Here is a 16,929-nt window from a genome sequence, read left to right as displayed (position 1 = left end):
AGGGAGCCAACAGCCAGAAACGAAAAATCCCCGGCATGACCGGGGATTTTTCGTTTCTCTGACCGGCTGCTGCGTTTAGCTGAAGCGACCGGCAGCGTGGGCCAGCATCGTATAGACCTTGCCGGTATCGGAGGTCAGGTAGGATTGCGTGATCGTCTTGTCGCGATCGGTGCGGGCAACGTCCGTCAGCAGCTTCTCGAAATCGGCAATGTAGCGATCGACGGCGGTGCGGAATTCCGGCTCGCGGTCGTACTTGCGCTTGATCTCGTCGAAGGTCTGCTGGCCCTTCAGCGTGTAGAGGCGACGGGTGAAGACATCGCGTTCGCCACGCTGGTAGCGCCGCCACAGCTCAACCGATGCATCGTGATCGATGGCACGGGCGATATCGACCGAAAGTGAGTTCAGCGATTCGACCACGTGACGCGGGTTGCGGCTGTCGTTGGCGCGAGGCGCTGCGGCTTCCGGGGCGCGTGGCGCAGCCGGGCGGGCCGCCGGGGCATCGGGCGCATCCTCGCGGGAAGCGCCGCGGAGAAGATCGCTGATCCAGCCGCCGCCGACATTTTCCTGGCGCGCAGGAGCCTGGGGCTCGACAGCGCGGGGCTGCTGAGGAGCTTGACGTTCAGGCGAGATCGAGCCACGCAGGCCGAGCGTATCGGCGGGCTGCTGCGGCTGCCGGACCGGTGCTGGAGCAGGAGCGGGTTGCGGTGCCGGCTGAGGAGCAGCAGGACGCTGTGCCGTGACCTGCGGAGCCGGTTGCTGAGCAATCGGCGGCTGCGGGACAGGTGCCGGCTGCGGAGCGGGCGCAGGCTGGCGAGGGGCGGGCTGCGCGCTTGCGAGCGTGCGTGCCACCGGCTCGGATATTTCGAGCTGCTGCGCCGACTTGCCGACGATCTGCGAAATGTCCTGCAGGGCCTTGATCTGCTCTGCAACGGCGCGACGCATCGCGGCTGCGCTTTCCTTGGCTTCCTCGGGCAGATCGAACGCGCCGCGCTTCAGTTCGCTGCGCGTCATGTCCAGTTCCCTGCGAATATCGCCCGCCGAGCGGCGGATCTCTTCGGTCGCACCGGAGAAGCGTCCGATCGCATCCTCGACTGCCTCGCTCAACGTGTTGCGCAGGTTCTGCGCGGCGTTGTCGGAGGTCTTGCCGGCTTCGGCAAGCACACGCTCGACCTCAGACAGCGATGCCGTGAGGCCACCGCGGAGACGGTTGGTGAGTTCACCGGAGCGGCGCTCCGCATTGGCAAACGTACCCTCGATCGTCTTGTTGGCGTCCTCACCGGCCTTGGTCAGCGCATCGCGCATGCTTTCGGCGGTGTTCTGGGCACGCTGTTCGGCTTCCGAGAGCACGCGGCCGATATCCGAGAAGGATGCCTGGACGCTCTGGCGGAGATTGCCAGTGACCTGTGTCGAGCGCTGTTCGGCACGGTCAAAGGCGCCTTCGACCATGCTGCCGAGCGCGCGCATCGTCGTCTCGATTTCTTCCGAGCGCTGGACCAGCCCGACAGCGAGGCCGCGCAGCGCGGATTCGCGTTCCTCGAGCGTGGAGACCAGGTTCGACTGGGCTGCGCCGAGCAGCTGAGAGGCCTGCGAGAGAACTTTCGAATGCTCGTCGAAATGACCGATGATGCCGCCGACCTGCGCCAGCGTGTGGCCGGAGACCTCCGAGAGCTTGTCGACCTTGCCTTCGAGCAGGCGGGTCGATGCCGACACCATGTCCGCGGCCCGGTTTGCGGATTCGGCGAAACGCGTCGTCGTCGAGCCGAGGCGGCTGTCGACCGCCGACAATTCCGCCGAAGCCTGGTTCAGCATGCCGACGATCGTCGAGTTGTTTTCAGCCAGCCGCTCGATGATGCCGTTGACGTTGGCAAGCAGGCTGTTTTCGAGGGCGTTGACGGTATTGGCGGCATTCTCGGCCCGTGCCGTGATGGCGGCGAGCGTGTCGTTCGTGCGCGAGGTGATCGCGTTGACGAGTGCTGCATTTTCGGCGCGCAGGCGATCCGCGGCTTCCTGGGCGGCGGTCGAGATCCGCTCTGCCGCTTCCGCTCCCGTTTCCGCATAGCGGTCGAGAACGGGGCGAGCCTTTTCCTCGATGAGGCGGGAAAGCTCGCTGGTGCGACCGGCCAGCATCGAGTTCAGTTCGCGGGTGCGATCGTCCAGGGCGGAGCGAATCGAGGTTCCGCGGGCTTCCAGAGCCTTGTCGACATCCGCCAGCGTCGCATCGATCTCGCGAACGCGATCTTCGAGGCCCGCACGGATCGCATTGCCGCGCTCCTCGAGGGCGCGCTCGACCTGGCCCATGGTTGCCTTGATATTCTCGCTGCTGCCGCTGAGCGTCGTGCGGATCGAGGCGCTGCGTGCTTCCAGCGACTGCTCGGCTTCCTGAAGCGTCTGGGAGATGACCTTGACCTGGTTTCCGACAAGGCCTTCTGCCTCGGACACCTTGTTGACGATCGCGTTCCCGGCCTCCGAGAAGGTCTGGGCAACAGCTGCCGCCTGGCTTGCAAGCCGGTTCTGCGTTTCCGCAACGCGATTGACAATGTCTTCGGAGCGCTCGTTCATGGTGCGGGCAAAGGCTTCGCCGCGTCCGCTAAGGTCGTCCGCAAACTGCTGGCCGGTCTGCGCGAGCAGTTCGGCGGTGCGGACTGCCTCGCTGTCCATGCCCTGGGCGGCGTCTGCGACGGCGGTGCGCAGCGTGGAGGCAAGGTTGGTCGCCTTGCCTTCGATCGTGCGGTTGACCGCTTCCAGGCCGACAGTGAGCGCGCGGTCCATGGTCGACAGACGCTCTTCGATATGGGCGCTGCCCTTGTCCATCACATCCGTGAGGATTGCAGTGCGACCTTCGATCGCGCTTGCCAGCGTCGTGGCACGGCTGTCGATTGCATTCGTCAGCGTCGTGGAGCGATTGTCGATGGAGTCGATGAGACGAGCGGCAGCGTCGCTGCCAGCGCGGTCGATCTGCGACGCTCCACCGCTCAGCCGCTCGGACAGGCGGTTGCTTACCGCATCGACCTGTTCCGTGACCGCATCCGCACTTCCGTGGATACGATTTTCCAGCGCGGAGAGGCTGGTTTCGAGGCGAGAGCTCGTTTCCGAGAAGCGGCTGGTCATGCCGTCGATCGATTGATCGAGATGGGCCGAGAATGTCTCCGCCGAGCGAGAGATGTCGCCGGCAACATCGCGGAAGCGGCCTGCAATGTCACTCGTGCTGTCGCGAAGACGGTCTTCAAGGGCGCGGGCACTGTTATCGATCGAATTGCGGATCGCAGCTTCGCGATCCTCGAGCGACATTTCCAGCATGCTGACGCTTGTCGCGATCGAGGTGCCGATGGTGGTCGCCTGATCCGACAGCGTGTTGTCGAGCTGGGTATGGGCGTCCCGCAGCGTGAGGTTGATCGCATTGCTGCGATCCTCTAGCGTCGAACGGAGGCGCTCGTGGGCCGATGCGAGGCTTTCGTCCATCTGCGACAGGCCGGTGTCGAGCGTGCTCTCGATACGGCGGGTCGTGTCGGAAAGGGCATTCTCGACGCGGGCAGCGGAGCCGCCGATGGCGTTCTCGATGCGATCTCCGCCGGCATTGATGATGCCTGACAGCGTTTCGGTGTGGGCGCTCAGCGAACGGTCCAGGCGCTCCTGATTGTCGGAATAGGCAGAGCGGATCGCCTCTGCCTTATTGCCGAACGAGTTGGCAATGCGGTCTTCTGCGCCAGCGACGCTATCAAGCATCGTGTTCGTGCGGGCCTCAAGCGCGCTGTCGAAGCGGCCGTGGCTCTCGTCGAGCGATATGGCGAGCGCCATGGTTTTCTCGTCGAGTGCGTCGCCCAGGCGGATATGGCTGTTGCCGACGATATCGGCGATTGCCTCCACGCGGCCCGCAAGCGTTTGATCCAGTCGAGCATGGCCGTCGGAAAGAGAGGCAGTGAGCCTGCGCGTTCCTTCATCCAGTGCGCCGGTGAGGCGGTCGTGAGTGGAGGACACCGCATCGGTAATGGCCTCGACCCGACCGGCGAGCGTGTCTTCGAGACGGGATTGGGTGTTGGAGAGGGCGACGGCGAGCGCCATCGTCTTGTCATCCATCGTTTCTGCCAGGCGTTCATGCGTAGATGCTACGGCGCCAGTGATGGCCTCGACCCGGCCCGCGAGCGTGTCTTCGAGACGGGATTGAGTGTCTGATAGAGCGATGGCGAGCGCCATCGTCTTGTCGTCCATCGTGTCCGCCAGGCGATCGTGTACCGAGCCAACGGTGCCGGTGATGGCTTCGAGCCGGCTCGTGAGCGTGTCTTCAAGGCGGGATTGGGTGTCGGACAGGGCGACGGCGAGCGCCATCGTCTTGTCGTCCATCGTGTCCGCCAAGCGGTCATGCGCGGTGCCGACGGCATTGGTAATGGCCTCGGCGTTGCTGGCGAGCGTATGCTCAAGGCGGGACTGAGTGTCGGAGAGGGCGACGGCAAGCGCCATCGTCTTGTCATCCATCGTCTCTGCCAGGCGATCATGCGTTGATGCAACAGTGCCGGTAATCGCCTCGACGCGGCTCGCGAGCGTATCTTCGAGGCGTGACTGGGTGTCCGAAAGCGAAATGGCGAGCGCCATCGTCCTCTCGTCGAGCGCTTCCGTAAGGCGATCATGGCCATCGGAAACCGCATTGATGATGGCGTCCGAGCGGCCGGAGAGCGCTTCCTCGAAACGGGACTGGTTGTCGGACAGGGCGCCGAAAAGTGCACTGCTGCGCTCGGCCATGACGGCATCGATGCGCTCGTGGGCGGAGGTCAGCGCGCCGGTGATTTCGCCGGTGCGCGACGACAGCGTGTCATTAAGTTCGCCGGCGCGGCCGACAAATGCAGCGGTCAGCTCGTTCGTGCCGCTGGAGAGCGCGGACGAAATCTCCGATGTTGCCGAACGAAGCGCATGCGTCAGTTCGCCGGAGCGTGCGGCCAGTGTGTCGGCAAGCTCGCCAGAACGGCCGGCAAAGGCGGAGTGCAACTCCTGCGTTCCGACGGACAATGCGCTGGAAACTTCCTGCGTTGCGGATCGCAGAGCGGAGGTGAATTCGCCCGAACGCGAGGCAAGAGCCTCATTCAGTTCGCGGGTGCCGCTGGTAAGCGAGGACGACATCTCGGCCTTGGCGTCCGACAGCGCGGAGGTGAACTCGTTCGTGCTGCTGCGCAGAGCGGCAGTGATCTCTTCGGCCCTCGATCCAAGCGCGCTTTCCATGACTTCCTGGCCGGTTGCCAATGCCGTCGCAAGCGCGAAGGACTGGTCGGTCAGCGAGGAGCCGATGCGGTCGATGCTGGAATTGAGAATGCCGTCGATGGCATCCGAACCGCCGGACAGCGTCTGGTTGATGCGGGCCAGGCTTTCCATGAGCTTGCTGTCGAGCGTTCCGGCGCGCTTGTCGAAGGCGTCGGTGAATTCCGATACCCGTTCATCGAACGTGGTGGAGAGTTGCGCAACCGTTGTCTGCAAGCGCTCTTCGAAGAAGCCCGAGCGCAGGTCCAAATCCATGATGGCTTCGTCAGCCGTCGTCTGCAGGCTCTGGCGGAAGCTCGCGCCCTTTTCGTCAAGGGAGCTGTTGAGCTTGGCAAGAACGTCGCCGAGCGTGCCGGTGATCTTGCGCTCGCCGCCGGTAAGGCTCTCGTTGATCTCACGCGTCCGCGCAATGAGGATTTCGTTGAGCTGGCGGGCGCGATCATTGAGGGCCGCGTTCAGCTTTTCCGTATTGGCATCCATGGTGGACGCCCGGGTTTCAAACTGGCTGAGGAGCTTGCTGCCACGATCCGACAGGGTCGTCGAAAGAGTTTCCAGCCTGAGATCGAATTCCTCATTCAGCGCAGCGCCTGACGCATTGATGCCCTTGAGCAGGCTCTCGGTCTTGGCCGCCAGCAGCGAGCCCAGAGCCTGGACCGCGGAATCCGACTTCTCCATGAGCGTGGCGGCACGGGTGTCGATCATCGAGGCGAAGGCTTCGCCCGAGGTCGCCAGCCGTACGGCGATCTCTTCCGTCGCGAGCGACAGATCTTCCTTGATCTGATCGTGGACACCCGAGATCGAAGAACGGATGCGTTCAGCGTGATTGACGATCGCGTCACGTTCCGCGCCGAGCTCATGGACCAGTCCGCGAACGCGCAATTCGTTGTCCGTATAGCTGCGTTCTAGCGCGTTGACTTCGGAATGAACCAGCGTTTCGAGTTCCGTCGCGCGGGCGATGGTGCGCTCGATGCCTTCGTTCATGGCAGAGACTTCGCGACGAACAGCCTGGCCGACCGTCATGATGCGTTCGGAGGCAATCGTTTCCGGCTCGGCAAGGCGCAATGCCACTTCCGCCATGGAGCGGGCGGCGTTGCGCATGTCCTGGGCGCGGGCGATCATGACGGCGAAGGCGTAGAAGAGAAGGACGGGAACGACGATACCGACCACGCAGGCAATGACGCCGGGGAGGGCGAGGAGGTCCGCGGTGGAACGGATCTGCCAGATCTGTGGCGAATAGAGCAGGGAGATGAGGCCGACGCCGCCGACAATCCAGAGCAGCGAGAAGATCGTTGCATTTCGGATGGCCTTGCTTGTCGTGCGGGCATCGATCGATTTCAGAATGGAGGCGGAGCTTATGCGGTTGGCGTCGTTGGCCGGCGCGAAGGTCGGCGTCTTGGGGGCGTCAGCGCCGCGATTTGCCGCGGCTGCCTTTGCTGCGGCGGCTCGGCGCGCCGCTTCTTCTTGAGCCTGTTTGGCGCGGGCATTCGATGGCTCAGACAATTTTGCCTCCGTGGCGCCGGGCGTCTGACCGGTGCGTGACTGTATGCCTTCTTCGCTGAAGTCGATCTGCAAAGCCTCATCCAAAGCCTTGAAGGCCTTGTCTTCGATCGACTCGCTGTACTTGTTGTTCGCCATACGGTTACGCCTCGTTACTAAACTCGGTCTGGCCTGCAATGCCTTCCCGGAAATCCGCCTGCTTCCGGAATGGATCGTCATCGCCTTCAAGACCATCCGCCATCCCCCATTTGGGATAGCGGATATTCCTTATGTTCAGAGCGGATGCCTGCTTTATCAAGCGTTTGGTATCAAAACATTACCATCATCCACTCATCGGGCAAAGACGGGCACCATCAACCCAATGTACTCGTATCGTAGTGACACATTCCCAATGCGCTTACAATTATAGGAACGCCCGCGCGCCGGGCGCATTAAGCGGTTGTTAACATCTTTTAAATCAATGCATTGCTGAAAAACAGATAAATTAGACATGTTTAACGGTCGTTAACCATACGATCAAATTGACGCTACGTATGTTCCGGAATTTAACGGGATTGCCATGCCGAGGCCGCAAGGATGCAGCAAGCCCACAAGAACATAAATGGGAGAATTGGCAAATGGCAGCACTGAATATTGCGTTTGAAGCTCCGGACAATTCGCGCGGAACGGGTCCGTCGAGAGAGCGTCCGATCGACCTCGTCCACCTCGCCAAGCAAACGATGGGCGACAAGGTGCTGGAAGTCGAAGTGCTTCATATGTTTGCCCGGCAGGCACGCGCCTGCCTGCAGGAGATCGGCAGCGGCAGCGCCGAGAAGGCCAAGGCCGGCGCACATCGGCTGAAGGGCGCTGCGAGCGCAGTCGGCGCATTCAAGGTAGCCGAGGCCGCGAACGCGTTCGAAGATCGCGTCGGCGACGCAGCATGCATGGCTGCAGTCGGCGCCGCAGTGGTCGACGCGGAGAATTTCATTCTCAAGCTTTCGCGCTGAGCGTGCCGAGCCCGTCACATATGCCGGGCCGGAACGGCAGACGGGATCTTTTTCCTCAATAGAGTGACACTGGGTCGGCTTGATGCCGGCCCTGTTTCGTTGGGCTGCAATGTTGACTGCCCATGGGAATTGTTGGAAGGAAAATCCTGGAGCTTCTCTAATTCACGATACCGGAATCCATCATGACTAAATTGACCATCGTCGCCTTTGACGGCACACGTTTCGACCTTGATGCCGACGAAGGCTCGACGGTCATGGAAAATGCCGTTCGCAACTCGGTGCCGGGCATCGAGGCGGAGTGCGGCGGCGCGTGTGCCTGTGCGACCTGTCATGTCTATGTAGATGAAGACTGGGTCGAAAGGGTCGGTCCGCCTGCGCCGATGGAGGAGGACATGCTCGACTTCGCCTTCGACGTACGCCCGAGCTCGCGGCTTTCCTGTCAGATCAAGTTGAGTGCTGCGCTTGACGGGCTTACCGTGCATGTTCCGGAGCGGCAGGCGTAAAGCCTGCCGAAACCAATCATATTTGGTGCTGACAAAAAAAGCCTCGCTCTGCATATCGCGATGAGCGAGGCAAGGCGGGCGCATCACCAACAGGCGAGGGAGGAAGCGTCTGCGGCTTCAGGATGCGCCAGGAGAACCCAGGGAAACAAACTCGAAACGCCCGTCGATGCACTTTGAATTAGAAGAACCTTATTTGATGCTTTCGTAAAGTTCAAAGGTAAGGTCACGGTGTTATTAGCCGGCATTGTGACAAGTTTCGCACAGTTTATTTCCCACCAATATTTATGGGAAAAATTGCTAAATTACTGTGGTTGCTCAGCTTTTCTTCCCTTGAGCTTTTTATGGTAGCTCATCAGCCTTTGGATGCGGTTCTGGAAATTGGCAGCCTCGATCATGTCGAAACGGGCTTGATCCCGGTCGTGTTCCTCGATTGAGCGTGCTGATTCGGCATCGACTCGGGCCTGCAACGCATCGCAATCAGGGGCCGGCGGCAGGTTGATGATGGCTTTTTCCATTGCGCGCGCGTGCTCGCGGGCGATCTCCGCATGCCGCTCCTCATGGCGCCTCATATCGGCTGAAAGCGTGTCCCAGACCATTGAAAGCTGCTTGTCGGCGTGACTGCGATCACGCCAGCGCGGCAGGATGATCTCGACATTGACGGTGACGCGGGCGCCTCCGATGTAGCAGCGACCGTTTTTCTCCACATAGGTTGCCTGACCGCCAAAGCGAATGCGCGTTGCGCCGGGATGTCTGCTGCTGGCACCCATGGTCGTCGGTCCGCGCGCGTTGAGCGCCGCATCGAGATCGTCTGCGGTATTGCCCTCGATGTCGAAATAAGAGACGGATTTTCCGTAGACCACCTTGGCGGTTGCCGAACCACAGGTTCCGAACAGCAGGAGGGCGGCGAGCGCGGCGCGCGCCGTAGGGGATGCGAAAAGCATTCGTGAGGTAACCAGGTTGAACTTTGCCAGAGCTTGCGGCATAGCCACTGCGAGCGCAATATCAGGCGCTGTATTTTGTATTTCAATGGGATGGACATTTCGTGACGGAGCCTCGCGGCCATAGTTGGCATGTCGCGCATGGACGCAGCCTCGATCTCGGCGCGCGCAGCGTGATCATGGCGATCGTCAACGTGACGCCCGATTCCTTTTCGGACGGCGGGCGGTTCGAGGCTGTTGATGCCGCCGTTGCCCATGCACTTGCCTGCGCGGACGAAGGTGCGGCCATCATCGATATCGGCGGCGAGTCGACCAAGCCGGGCGCGGAGGCCGTGACGGCGACCGAGGAGCAGGGCCGGATACTGCCGGTCATCGAAGCTTTGAGGGGCAGGACAGAGGCACTGATCTCCGTCGATACCTATCGCGCCGATACGGCGCGTCTCGCGGTCGGAGCCGGGGCCCATATCATCAACGACGTGTTCGGCCTGCAGCGCGAGCCGGATATCGCATCGCTTGCGGCGCAGACCGGCGCCGGGCTCTGCATCATGCATACGGGTCGGGAGCGCCAGAAGCTTGCGGATGTGATCGATGACCAGATGCGGTTTCTGACGTGTTCGCTGGAGATCGCATCCGCATCCGGCGTCAATCGCCAGAACATATTGCTCGATCCGGGTTTCGGTTTCGCGAAAGACACCGCTGAGAACCTCGAGCTCATAGTCCGTTTCGAAGAGCTGCACCGCTTTGGCTTGCCGCTGCTTGCCGGAACGTCGCGCAAACGCTTCATCGGCGCGGCAAGCGGGCGTGACGCCGCAGACCGGGATGTGGCGACGGCCGCAAGCAACGCAATCCTGCGGCTCAAGGGGGCCGCGGTTTTTCGCGTGCACAATGTCGCAATCAACAGGGATGCTCTGGCAGTCGCTGATGCTATTCTCGAAACAGGCGCAAAAACAGGCGGAAAGACATCATGACCGGCATGTATACGATCACCTTGCAGAACTGCGCCTTCTTTGCTCGCCATGGCGTGCTTGACGAGGAGGAGTTTCTCGGCCAGCGCTTTTTCGTAGACGCTGAGCTGGACGTTGTCGCCGGCGATGCGCTGGAAAACGATTCCATCGACGCTACCGTCAATTATGGGCTGGCTTTCACCGTCATCGAAGAGATTGTCACCGGAAAGCGACGCTATCTGATCGAGGCTTTGGCACTGGATGTCGCCAAGGAACTCTGCAATCGGTTTCCGCAGATTCGCCGTGCGAAGATCACGGTCCGCAAGCCGAATGCGCCCGTACCCGGCGTTCTCGACTATGTACAGGTGAGCATTGAGCATTTCGCCTGATATCGGTGCGGTCACTGCCACGCTTGGCCTCGGAGGCAATGTCGGAGATCCCATTCATGCCATGGCCGCAGCACTGAAAATGCTGGATGAGCGTGGCGATTGTCACGTGATTGCGGTCTCGCGCCTCTATCGCACGCCGCCCTGGGGCAAGACGGACCAATCCTTCTTCTACAATTCCTGTGCGGCGGTGAAGACGTCGCTTACGCCGGATGCGCTGCTGGAGGCGTGCCTCGACATCGAACGCGAGATGAAGCGGGTGCGTGTCGAACGCTGGGGGCCTCGGACGCTCGACATCGATATCCTGACTTATGGTGAAGTCGAATCCGATGCCTCGAACCTGCAAATTCCGCATCCGCGTATGACCGAGCGTGGTTTCGTCCTTTTGCCGCTTGCGGATGTTGCGGCGTATCTAGCGGTCAATGGACGTTTGGTTTCGGAATGGCTTGCCGAAGTCGATACCTCCGGAATCGAGATTGCCGACGAAAGCCCGGATTGGTGGCGACGCCCCTAAAGAAGAGCGGCCGGAAATTACTCCCAGCCGCTCAACCGTCCAGAATTTCTGAAGTATCTTATTGGATCGAGCCAACGGCCATTTCGTCGACGTTCTGACGTGTCAGGGTCAGGCCGATGACTGGCACCATCTGCTCTTCGACCTTGACCGAGATGGTGATGTTCATAGATTTGTTGTCCTGAACACGGGCGATCATGGCGCCGTTCAGCTTTTGACGGTTCAGGCCGATCACGACGGTATTGTCGTTGACGGTTCCTGATGTCACATCAAGTCCCTTTCCGGCTGCGCCGTCGAGAAACTTGCCCTTGTAGGTGCCGCCCTGCTGGGTGATTTCGGCTGACATGGGCTGCTGGAAAACGCCGACGCGGCAGGTGCCGTCGAGCTTCACGCCGGCGTTGTCGCCGGCAACCGGCTGGCCCGTCAGGTTGCAGGTGAACTTGGTGCCCTTGTATTTGCCGGCAACGATTTCACCCGGGCCGCGCCATGCGCCGGACACCGATTGAAAAAAGGCCTTGTCACGAGAGGCTGCACTTGCCGATTGCGACCATGCGCCAAGGGACAGGGCCGCGGCGGCGAGGCCGCAAACAATAATAAACTGGCGCGAGAACATGAGCTTTCCTTGGCGAAAAGAAACCGGAAACTGAGTTTTAGTTTTGCCGCAGAATGGTTAACGCTTGGTTTCCAGGCGTCGCAAAACCGCTCGTTTCGGGTCGTTTCGCCTTGTCAGCGGCCGTTCATGCCCGGCGTGAGATCGCCGATGAAATCGGTAATGCCGGGCCGTTTCAATGACTTGAAGGGCAAGGGGCGGCAAAGATCCATCGCTGCAATGCCGATGCGCGCCGTCATCAGGCCGTTAACCATGCCTTCTCCTAGTCTTGCCGAGAGCTTGGACGCCAGTCCATGGCCGAGGATCTGCTGCACGATGCTGTCGCCGACTGCAATCGAGCCGGTCACGGCAAGATGGGCAAGCACGTCGCGCATGAGGCGAAGCATGCCAAGCGTTCCTGGGCGGCCGCCATAGAGGTCGGCGATCGCGCGGACCAGTCGCGCCGACTCGTAGAGGACGTAGAGAAGGTCGACGATGGCGCGGGGGCTGACGGCTGTCACGACCGAAACGCGTTTCGACGCGCCGAGGATCAGTGCGCGGGCCTGGCGATCGAGGGGGCTCAGCAGCTCCCGTTCGGCAAGCGCGATAAGCTGCGGTGGGTCGATGATATCGCCCTCGGTTGCTTTCAGGGTTGCGCGCCCCTTGGCCGTTTCCGGCTTGCCGGCCAGCAGGGTTGTCAGCCGCTGGACGAGAGCCCTTGCTCGAGCAGGCCGGATCTCGATAGACGCCGCCTCTGCTTCGGCCTTGATGGTTTGAACGGCGGCAAGGCGCATCATGCCTGCCGTTTCGCGGATGACGATTCCGAGAACGGCCAGGATGCCGATTGCAAGCACCGTCAGCGCCGCATAGCCCAGCCAATCGGCACGACTGAAGAGATCGCGGATCAGCCAATCCGTCCAGAGACCGACAGCCAGCGAAAACAGGATGCCGAAGGCGCCGGCCGCGACCTTTGCAAAGGAGAAGCGCCGGCGGCGCGGAGCGACGGTTGCGATAGCCCGTTCTTCGGCCGCCAGTTCGGGATTGAGGAAAGGGTCTTCCTCTTCGGGCGTCAGGGCGAAATCCGTGTCGAAGCTTTGCGGCTTTCGTCGCATCTCCGGCCTGTCTGCCGTGCTGCTGCGTTCTTCGGGTTCGATCGAAAAAGCTGCGGGACGGCGGATCGGCTTGCTGGGATCGTCCGGCTTTGGCGTCATGCGAGACGATCTCCGAAAAGAAACTGCATGGCACGGTCGAGGCGAATATGCGGAACCGAGAGCTTGATGCCGCCACCCGTTTCATCCAGTTCCGGCGGCCTGAAACGGACCACGTTTACGTCAGGCAGGTGGACATTGGCGGGGTTCGATTCAAGCGCTTCGAACAGCCACTTCGGATTTTCCGGCAGGTCGCCGGGAAAGATCGCCGTCTTGCGAAGACCATCGAAAGTCTCGTCGCCGATCGTTTCCCTATCCATCGGCGTGCCGACGATGACCGGCAGCGTGTGGCCGTCCCGCTGCACCGTCGCCTCGCGCGTTGCCCTGACCGAGGCGAGGGCCATGACGTCGATGCCGGCACCGGCCATGCCGATCCTCTCGATTGCGCGATCGACCAGGCGCCGGGTCAGCGCCTCCAGCCGGTCATGGCTTTCGTGATGCAGATGATCCGCCTTGGTTGCGGCAACCAGGACACGGTCGATGCGGCGGCCGAGGAGGGAGGAGAGGAGCGAATTGGTTCCGGGCCTGAAACAGGCAAGCACGTCGGTCAACGCCCGCTCCAGGTCCTGCACGGCTTCAGGGCCGCGATTGATCGCCTGCAGCGCATCGACGAGGACGATCTGCCGATCGAGGCGGGCGAAGTGCTCACGGAAGAAGGGCTTTACCACGACAGCTTTGTAGGCTTCGTAGCGCCGCTCCATCATTGCCCAGAGCGAACCCCTCGATGGATGTCCGTCCTTGGGGGGAATGAGCGGAGCGAAGGTGAGGGCCGGCGAACCGTCCAGATCGCCGGGCAGGAGGAAGCGCCCAGGCGGGAGGGTGGACAGGGAGCGTTCGTCCGATTTGCAGGCGCGAAGATAGGCGGTGAAGGCCTGGGAGAGGTCACGGGCCTGCATCTCGTCGGCCGGCTTGTCGATATCGGTGGCCTCGGTCAAGGCAAGCCAATCTCTGGAAAGTTCTGCCCGGATGCCCGTCTGTGCCAGCGCCAGCGTTTCCTCGCTGAAGGTGCCGTAATCCTTGCCAAGCAGCGGCAGGTCGAGCAGCCATTCGCCGGGATAGTCGACGATATCAATCGAAAGCCGGCCCGGGGAGAACAGCCGGTTCCAGCCGCTGGCGCTTTGATATTGCAGCGTGATGCGCAGCTCGGAAATGGCGCGTGTCGAATCCGGCCATATCCGCTCCTTCACCAGCGCCCGAATATGGTCCTCATACTGGAAGCGCGGTACGGCGTCGTCCGGTTGCGGCTCGAGCTGGACGGATGAGACCCGGCCGGACTGCACGGCCTCGAAGAGCGGAAGCCGCCCGCCATTCAGCAGGTTGTGCACGAGCGACGAGATGAAGACCGTCTTGCCTGATCGAGACAGGCCGGTCACGCCGAGGCGGATCGTCGGATTGACGAGACTGGCGGCACGATCGGCCAGATTGTCAAAGGCAATCAGCGCATCGTCGGTGAAGGATGTCAGGCTTGGCGGCAAGGCGGGATCCCGGATGGCAACTGAACCACCATATAGGAGGCGATACCATCTGTGAAAAGAAGTCGCCGAAACGCGATCCGGCTCAATCGCTTATGAAATCGGTTAGTGTCCAGCTCGCTTTCGCTGCGGGCACGTTACGCTCAGCATCGATCACCGCCAGACCGGCGGTCGGAAAACCGCTGGGCAATGCCGCCGTCGCGGCACTCTGGCCGATCAGGCTTGCCAGCGTCTGGCCGATGACGGGGTTGTGGCCCACGAGCATGACGGAATTGTCGGTCGCCTGGGAGGCGATGATGTTGAGATAGCCGTCCGCCGACGCGTTGTAGAGTTCATCGACAAATCGGAACTCTACATCCGGGCCAGCCACCCGTCGGATGGCCTCTGCCGTCTGCCGACAACGAAGCGCGGTCGAGGAGATGACGAGATCGGGTACATATCCCTTATCCGCAGCCTTGTCGGCCATGATCTCCGCATCCCCATAGCCTCTGTCGCTGAGGGCGCGATCGAAATCCCGCTCGCCGGGTCGGGCCGACAAGGCCTTGGCATGGCGCAGAAGATAAATGCGAAACGGTGGAGGCGAAATACTGGTCATGGGACGAATTCCGAAACACAGCTCTCTCTTGAACTAGCGTCATGGGTTGACATCGTCAACGGGAGCATGCGGGGCCTGCTGTCGCGTAAGGCCGGATTCGAGCGAGGGCCGCATCTCCAGCCAATTTCGTCGATCGCGAATATATGGTGAAAAATTAGTCCCTTAGCCGAATTTTATGACAGATTTAAAAATCTGTTTACCACCTCTATTTGGCTTGAATCATTGGTGGCGGTTGGGATATACACCCGCCAGATGAGATGTTCTTCAGGAGAATCGCGTTGAGTGAGAAGATCGATCTTAGCAATTATGTACCCTCTGAAGAAGAGGAGTTCATGAATGCAAACCAGAAGGCATACTTCCGTACCAAGCTGGTTGCCTGGCGGAATGATATTCTAAGAGAAGCGCGCGAAACACTGGACCATCTGGCTGAGGAAAGCGCAAACCATCCCGATCTGGCTGACCGGGCATCCTCCGAAACCGACCGTGCCATCGAACTTCGAGCCCGTGATCGTCAACGCAAGCTGATTTCCAAAATCGACTCTGCGCTGCAGAGGATCGAAGACGGCACCTATGGCTATTGCGAGGAAACAGGCGAGCCGATCGGCCTTAAGCGCCTTGATGCTCGTCCGATTGCAACGCTGTCGATCGAAGCCCAGGAACGTCATGAGCGTCGCGAGAAGGTCTATCGCGACGAATAGGGTGTCCCAGGATACTTGAAACAAAAGGCGCGGCTTCATCAGCCGCGCCTTTTGTTTTTTCATATTCTGAGCAGGATTTTCGCCTGCGGCCATTATTGTCCCGCAGCCGATATTTCGGCGATCTTACCTGTCGCGATTGACGCTCATCTCGCCAAAAATGCGGGCAACTTCCTTCTGCAGCGCGGAGTCGGCGCCTGTGATCGGCGGAAGTTCCGGATCTCGCCTCGGGCTTTGAACTGGCTGCGGACGTTGATTTTGCGTCGGCGCGTTCGAAACGATGCGCTCGGCGGTCAGGTTCTGCGACATTTCTTCTTCGAGAACGCTCTGGAAATCCAGGCTCGGTTCCCGCACCGGCGGTTGGATGTCGACTGCCGGGTCGGCGGATGCGACGGCCGGGATCGGGCGAATATTGCTGTCCTTGGGCGTTACGGGCGCCCCGTGATCCACGACGGGCATGCTCTGGGCCGCAGGTGTCGACACCCGCGGCTGACGCTCCGGCTGCGGCGGCAGGACACGATGGCGGACGGCATCAAGCGCGTCGGCGGCTTCTATCTCCTCGGCCCGCTCGGCGACGACCGGCTCCGGAACATATTCCTGAGGCGGCGCGACTTCCAAAGGCGATGCGACCGGGCGAGGTCTTTCAACGGGCTGCGGTGGTTTACGCCGTGAATCGAGATCGACGGCTGGCTCCGGACGCTGGGGCGGGTCAAGGCGCACGACGGCAGGCGTATAGAGGTCGTCGGCCGGTTCAGGCTCCTCCTGACGGGGCTGCGGCGCGCTAGGCTGTTGGCTTGCAACGATACGCGGCGGCTCCTGCGTCGATTCCGGCCGAGCGAAGGACAGTGGCTGGCTCGTCGTCAATGCGTCGAAGGAGGCAGAAGGTGCCGCCGCCACGGCAGCAGTCGCAGTCGCCGCGGGTCTTGCCGGATCAATGCCTGATTCGATGACGATATCGGTCGGACCGCCGATCATGATCAGATGCTCGATGCCGTCGCGGCGCACCAGAACCAGCCGGCGGCGCGCATCGACAGCTGCCGCATCCAGTACCTGCAATCTCGGCTGCCGGTTCTTGCCGCCGCGCACGAAAGGCGAGGGCGCGCGGTTACGGATGAACCAGAGAACGAGAAAAAGGCATAGAAGGGCCAGAGCCACTCCGCCTGCTGCAACGAAAAAGTGGCTGCCATAGGATACGGCGACGTCGTCCAACATTTCGGTTACTCCGTTTACACTTGTTACTCTTGCTTTACAGGCATTTCGTTTCCGAGCTTACTTACGCCCGACCGATCATAACAGTAAATCGCATGAAGAGGTGCATAGCAGAGGCAACGGTTTGTTGTCTTCCCCCGGTAATCGCCTCA

Annotated in this window: 13 protein-coding genes; 6 read left to right on the top strand and 7 right to left on the bottom strand. The window is 61.3% G+C overall.

Annotated elements, in window-relative coordinates; all coding sequences use genetic code 11:
- Window positions 1–75: 75 nt before the first annotated feature.
- Complete coding sequence (locus tag DTW90_RS19315; protein WP_149340260.1) at window positions 76–6,879, bottom strand: hypothetical protein; 6,804 nt, start codon at window positions 6,877–6,879, stop codon at window positions 76–78.
- A gap of 479 nt (window positions 6,880–7,358) precedes the next feature.
- Between DTW90_RS19315 and DTW90_RS19310 the strand changes: the two genes are divergently transcribed.
- Both DTW90_RS19310 and DTW90_RS19305 read left to right on the top strand, forming a co-directional pair.
- Entirely contained in the window at window positions 7,359–7,727 is a 369-nt protein-coding gene (locus tag DTW90_RS19310; protein WP_132524166.1) for an Hpt domain-containing protein, read from the top strand.
- A 182-nt stretch (window positions 7,728–7,909) separates the two neighbouring features.
- Window positions 7,910–8,230: a 2Fe-2S iron-sulfur cluster-binding protein gene (locus DTW90_RS19305; RefSeq protein WP_149340258.1), complete on the top strand. Its 321-nt coding sequence runs from the start codon at window positions 7,910–7,912 to the stop codon at window positions 8,228–8,230.
- A gap of 302 nt (window positions 8,231–8,532) precedes the next feature.
- On the opposite strand, the gene DTW90_RS19300 is transcribed toward DTW90_RS19305, so the two are convergent.
- Window positions 8,533–9,171, bottom strand: a complete 639-nt coding sequence (locus tag DTW90_RS19300) for a DUF922 domain-containing protein (RefSeq protein WP_149340256.1) — start codon at window positions 9,169–9,171, stop codon at window positions 8,533–8,535.
- 176 nt (window positions 9,172–9,347) lie between these two features.
- Here DTW90_RS19300 and folP point away from each other — a divergent pair, with 176 nt between their 5' ends.
- The 3 genes from folP to folK are packed head-to-tail and all read left to right on the top strand — an operon-like array spanning window position 9,348 to window position 11,012.
- Complete coding sequence (gene folP, locus DTW90_RS19295; protein WP_149340462.1) at window positions 9,348–10,136, top strand: dihydropteroate synthase; 789 nt, start codon at window positions 9,348–9,350, stop codon at window positions 10,134–10,136.
- Complete coding sequence (folB, locus tag DTW90_RS19290; RefSeq protein ID WP_132524168.1) at window positions 10,133–10,501, top strand: dihydroneopterin aldolase; 369 nt, start codon at window positions 10,133–10,135, stop codon at window positions 10,499–10,501. The genes folP and folB overlap by 4 nt, the downstream gene beginning before the upstream one ends.
- The gene (gene folK, locus DTW90_RS19285) at window positions 10,485–11,012 is read left to right on the top strand and encodes a 2-amino-4-hydroxy-6-hydroxymethyldihydropteridine diphosphokinase (RefSeq protein WP_281407580.1); all 528 of its coding nucleotides are present in this window, start codon (window positions 10,485–10,487) and stop codon (window positions 11,010–11,012) included. Before folB ends, folK begins: the two co-directional genes overlap by 17 nt.
- Window positions 11,013–11,070: 58 nt before the next feature.
- Here the strand turns inward: folK and DTW90_RS19280 are convergent, their stop codons facing one another.
- From DTW90_RS19280 to DTW90_RS19265, 4 genes are all read right to left on the bottom strand, one after another.
- Entirely contained in the window at window positions 11,071–11,622 is a 552-nt protein-coding gene (locus DTW90_RS19280; protein ID WP_149340254.1) for a hypothetical protein, read from the bottom strand.
- A 113-nt stretch (window positions 11,623–11,735) separates the two neighbouring features.
- Window positions 11,736–12,809, bottom strand: coding sequence for a TIGR01620 family protein (locus DTW90_RS19275; RefSeq protein WP_149340252.1), 1,074 nt, complete (start codon window positions 12,807–12,809; stop codon window positions 11,736–11,738).
- On the bottom strand, window positions 12,806–14,281 hold the full coding sequence (locus tag DTW90_RS19270) for a YcjX family protein (protein WP_149340251.1): 1,476 nt from the start codon (window positions 14,279–14,281) through the stop codon (window positions 12,806–12,808). The genes DTW90_RS19275 and DTW90_RS19270 overlap by 4 nt, the downstream gene beginning before the upstream one ends.
- Before the next feature lie 82 nt (window positions 14,282–14,363).
- The gene (locus DTW90_RS19265; protein ID WP_149340249.1) at window positions 14,364–14,873 is read right to left on the bottom strand and encodes a histidine phosphatase family protein; all 510 of its coding nucleotides are present in this window, start codon (window positions 14,871–14,873) and stop codon (window positions 14,364–14,366) included.
- Window positions 14,874–15,151: 278 nt separating this feature from the next.
- Here DTW90_RS19265 and dksA point away from each other — a divergent pair, with 278 nt between their 5' ends.
- Entirely contained in the window at window positions 15,152–15,571 is a 420-nt protein-coding gene (gene dksA, locus DTW90_RS19260) for an RNA polymerase-binding protein DksA (RefSeq protein WP_132524173.1), read from the top strand.
- A gap of 123 nt (window positions 15,572–15,694) precedes the next feature.
- Here dksA and DTW90_RS19255 read toward each other — a convergent pair whose 3' ends face one another.
- Window positions 15,695–16,780 carry a flagellar biosynthetic protein FliO gene (locus DTW90_RS19255; protein WP_149340247.1) on the bottom strand — a complete coding sequence of 362 codons (1,086 nt, stop codon included), beginning with the start codon at window positions 16,778–16,780 and terminating at the stop codon, window positions 15,695–15,697.
- Window positions 16,781–16,929: the final 149 nt, after the last annotated feature.

The sequence above is a fragment of the Neorhizobium sp. P12A genome (assembly GCF_008365395.1).
Lineage (GTDB): Bacteria > Pseudomonadota > Alphaproteobacteria > Rhizobiales > Rhizobiaceae > Rhizobium.
Note: the sequence above shows the minus strand (reverse complement) of the source record. Positions and strands in the feature narration are given on the sequence as shown.

Bases quoted from the DNA above. Each gene is read 5' to 3' on its own strand.
- folP (WP_149340462.1), top strand. From the start codon at position 9,348: ATGGCGATCGTCAACGTGACGCCCGATTCCTTTTCGGACGGCGGGCGG.
- DTW90_RS19255 (WP_149340247.1), bottom strand. From the start codon at position 16,780: ATGTTGGACGACGTCGCCGTATCCTATGGCAGCCACTTTTTCGTTGCA.
- DTW90_RS19275 (WP_149340252.1), bottom strand. From the start codon at position 12,809: ATGACGCCAAAGCCGGACGATCCCAGCAAGCCGATCCGCCGTCCCGCA.
- DTW90_RS19300 (WP_149340256.1), bottom strand. From the start codon at position 9,171: ATGCTTTTCGCATCCCCTACGGCGCGCGCCGCGCTCGCCGCCCTCCTG.
- DTW90_RS19280 (WP_149340254.1), bottom strand. From the start codon at position 11,622: ATGTTCTCGCGCCAGTTTATTATTGTTTGCGGCCTCGCCGCCGCGGCC.
- DTW90_RS19265 (WP_149340249.1), bottom strand. From the start codon at position 14,873: ATGACCAGTATTTCGCCTCCACCGTTTCGCATTTATCTTCTGCGCCAT.
- DTW90_RS19310 (WP_132524166.1), top strand. From the start codon at position 7,359: ATGGCAGCACTGAATATTGCGTTTGAAGCTCCGGACAATTCGCGCGGA.
- folB (WP_132524168.1), top strand. From the start codon at position 10,133: ATGACCGGCATGTATACGATCACCTTGCAGAACTGCGCCTTCTTTGCT.
- DTW90_RS19315 (WP_149340260.1), bottom strand. From the start codon at position 6,879: ATGGCGAACAACAAGTACAGCGAGTCGATCGAAGACAAGGCCTTCAAG.
- DTW90_RS19305 (WP_149340258.1), top strand. From the start codon at position 7,910: ATGACTAAATTGACCATCGTCGCCTTTGACGGCACACGTTTCGACCTT.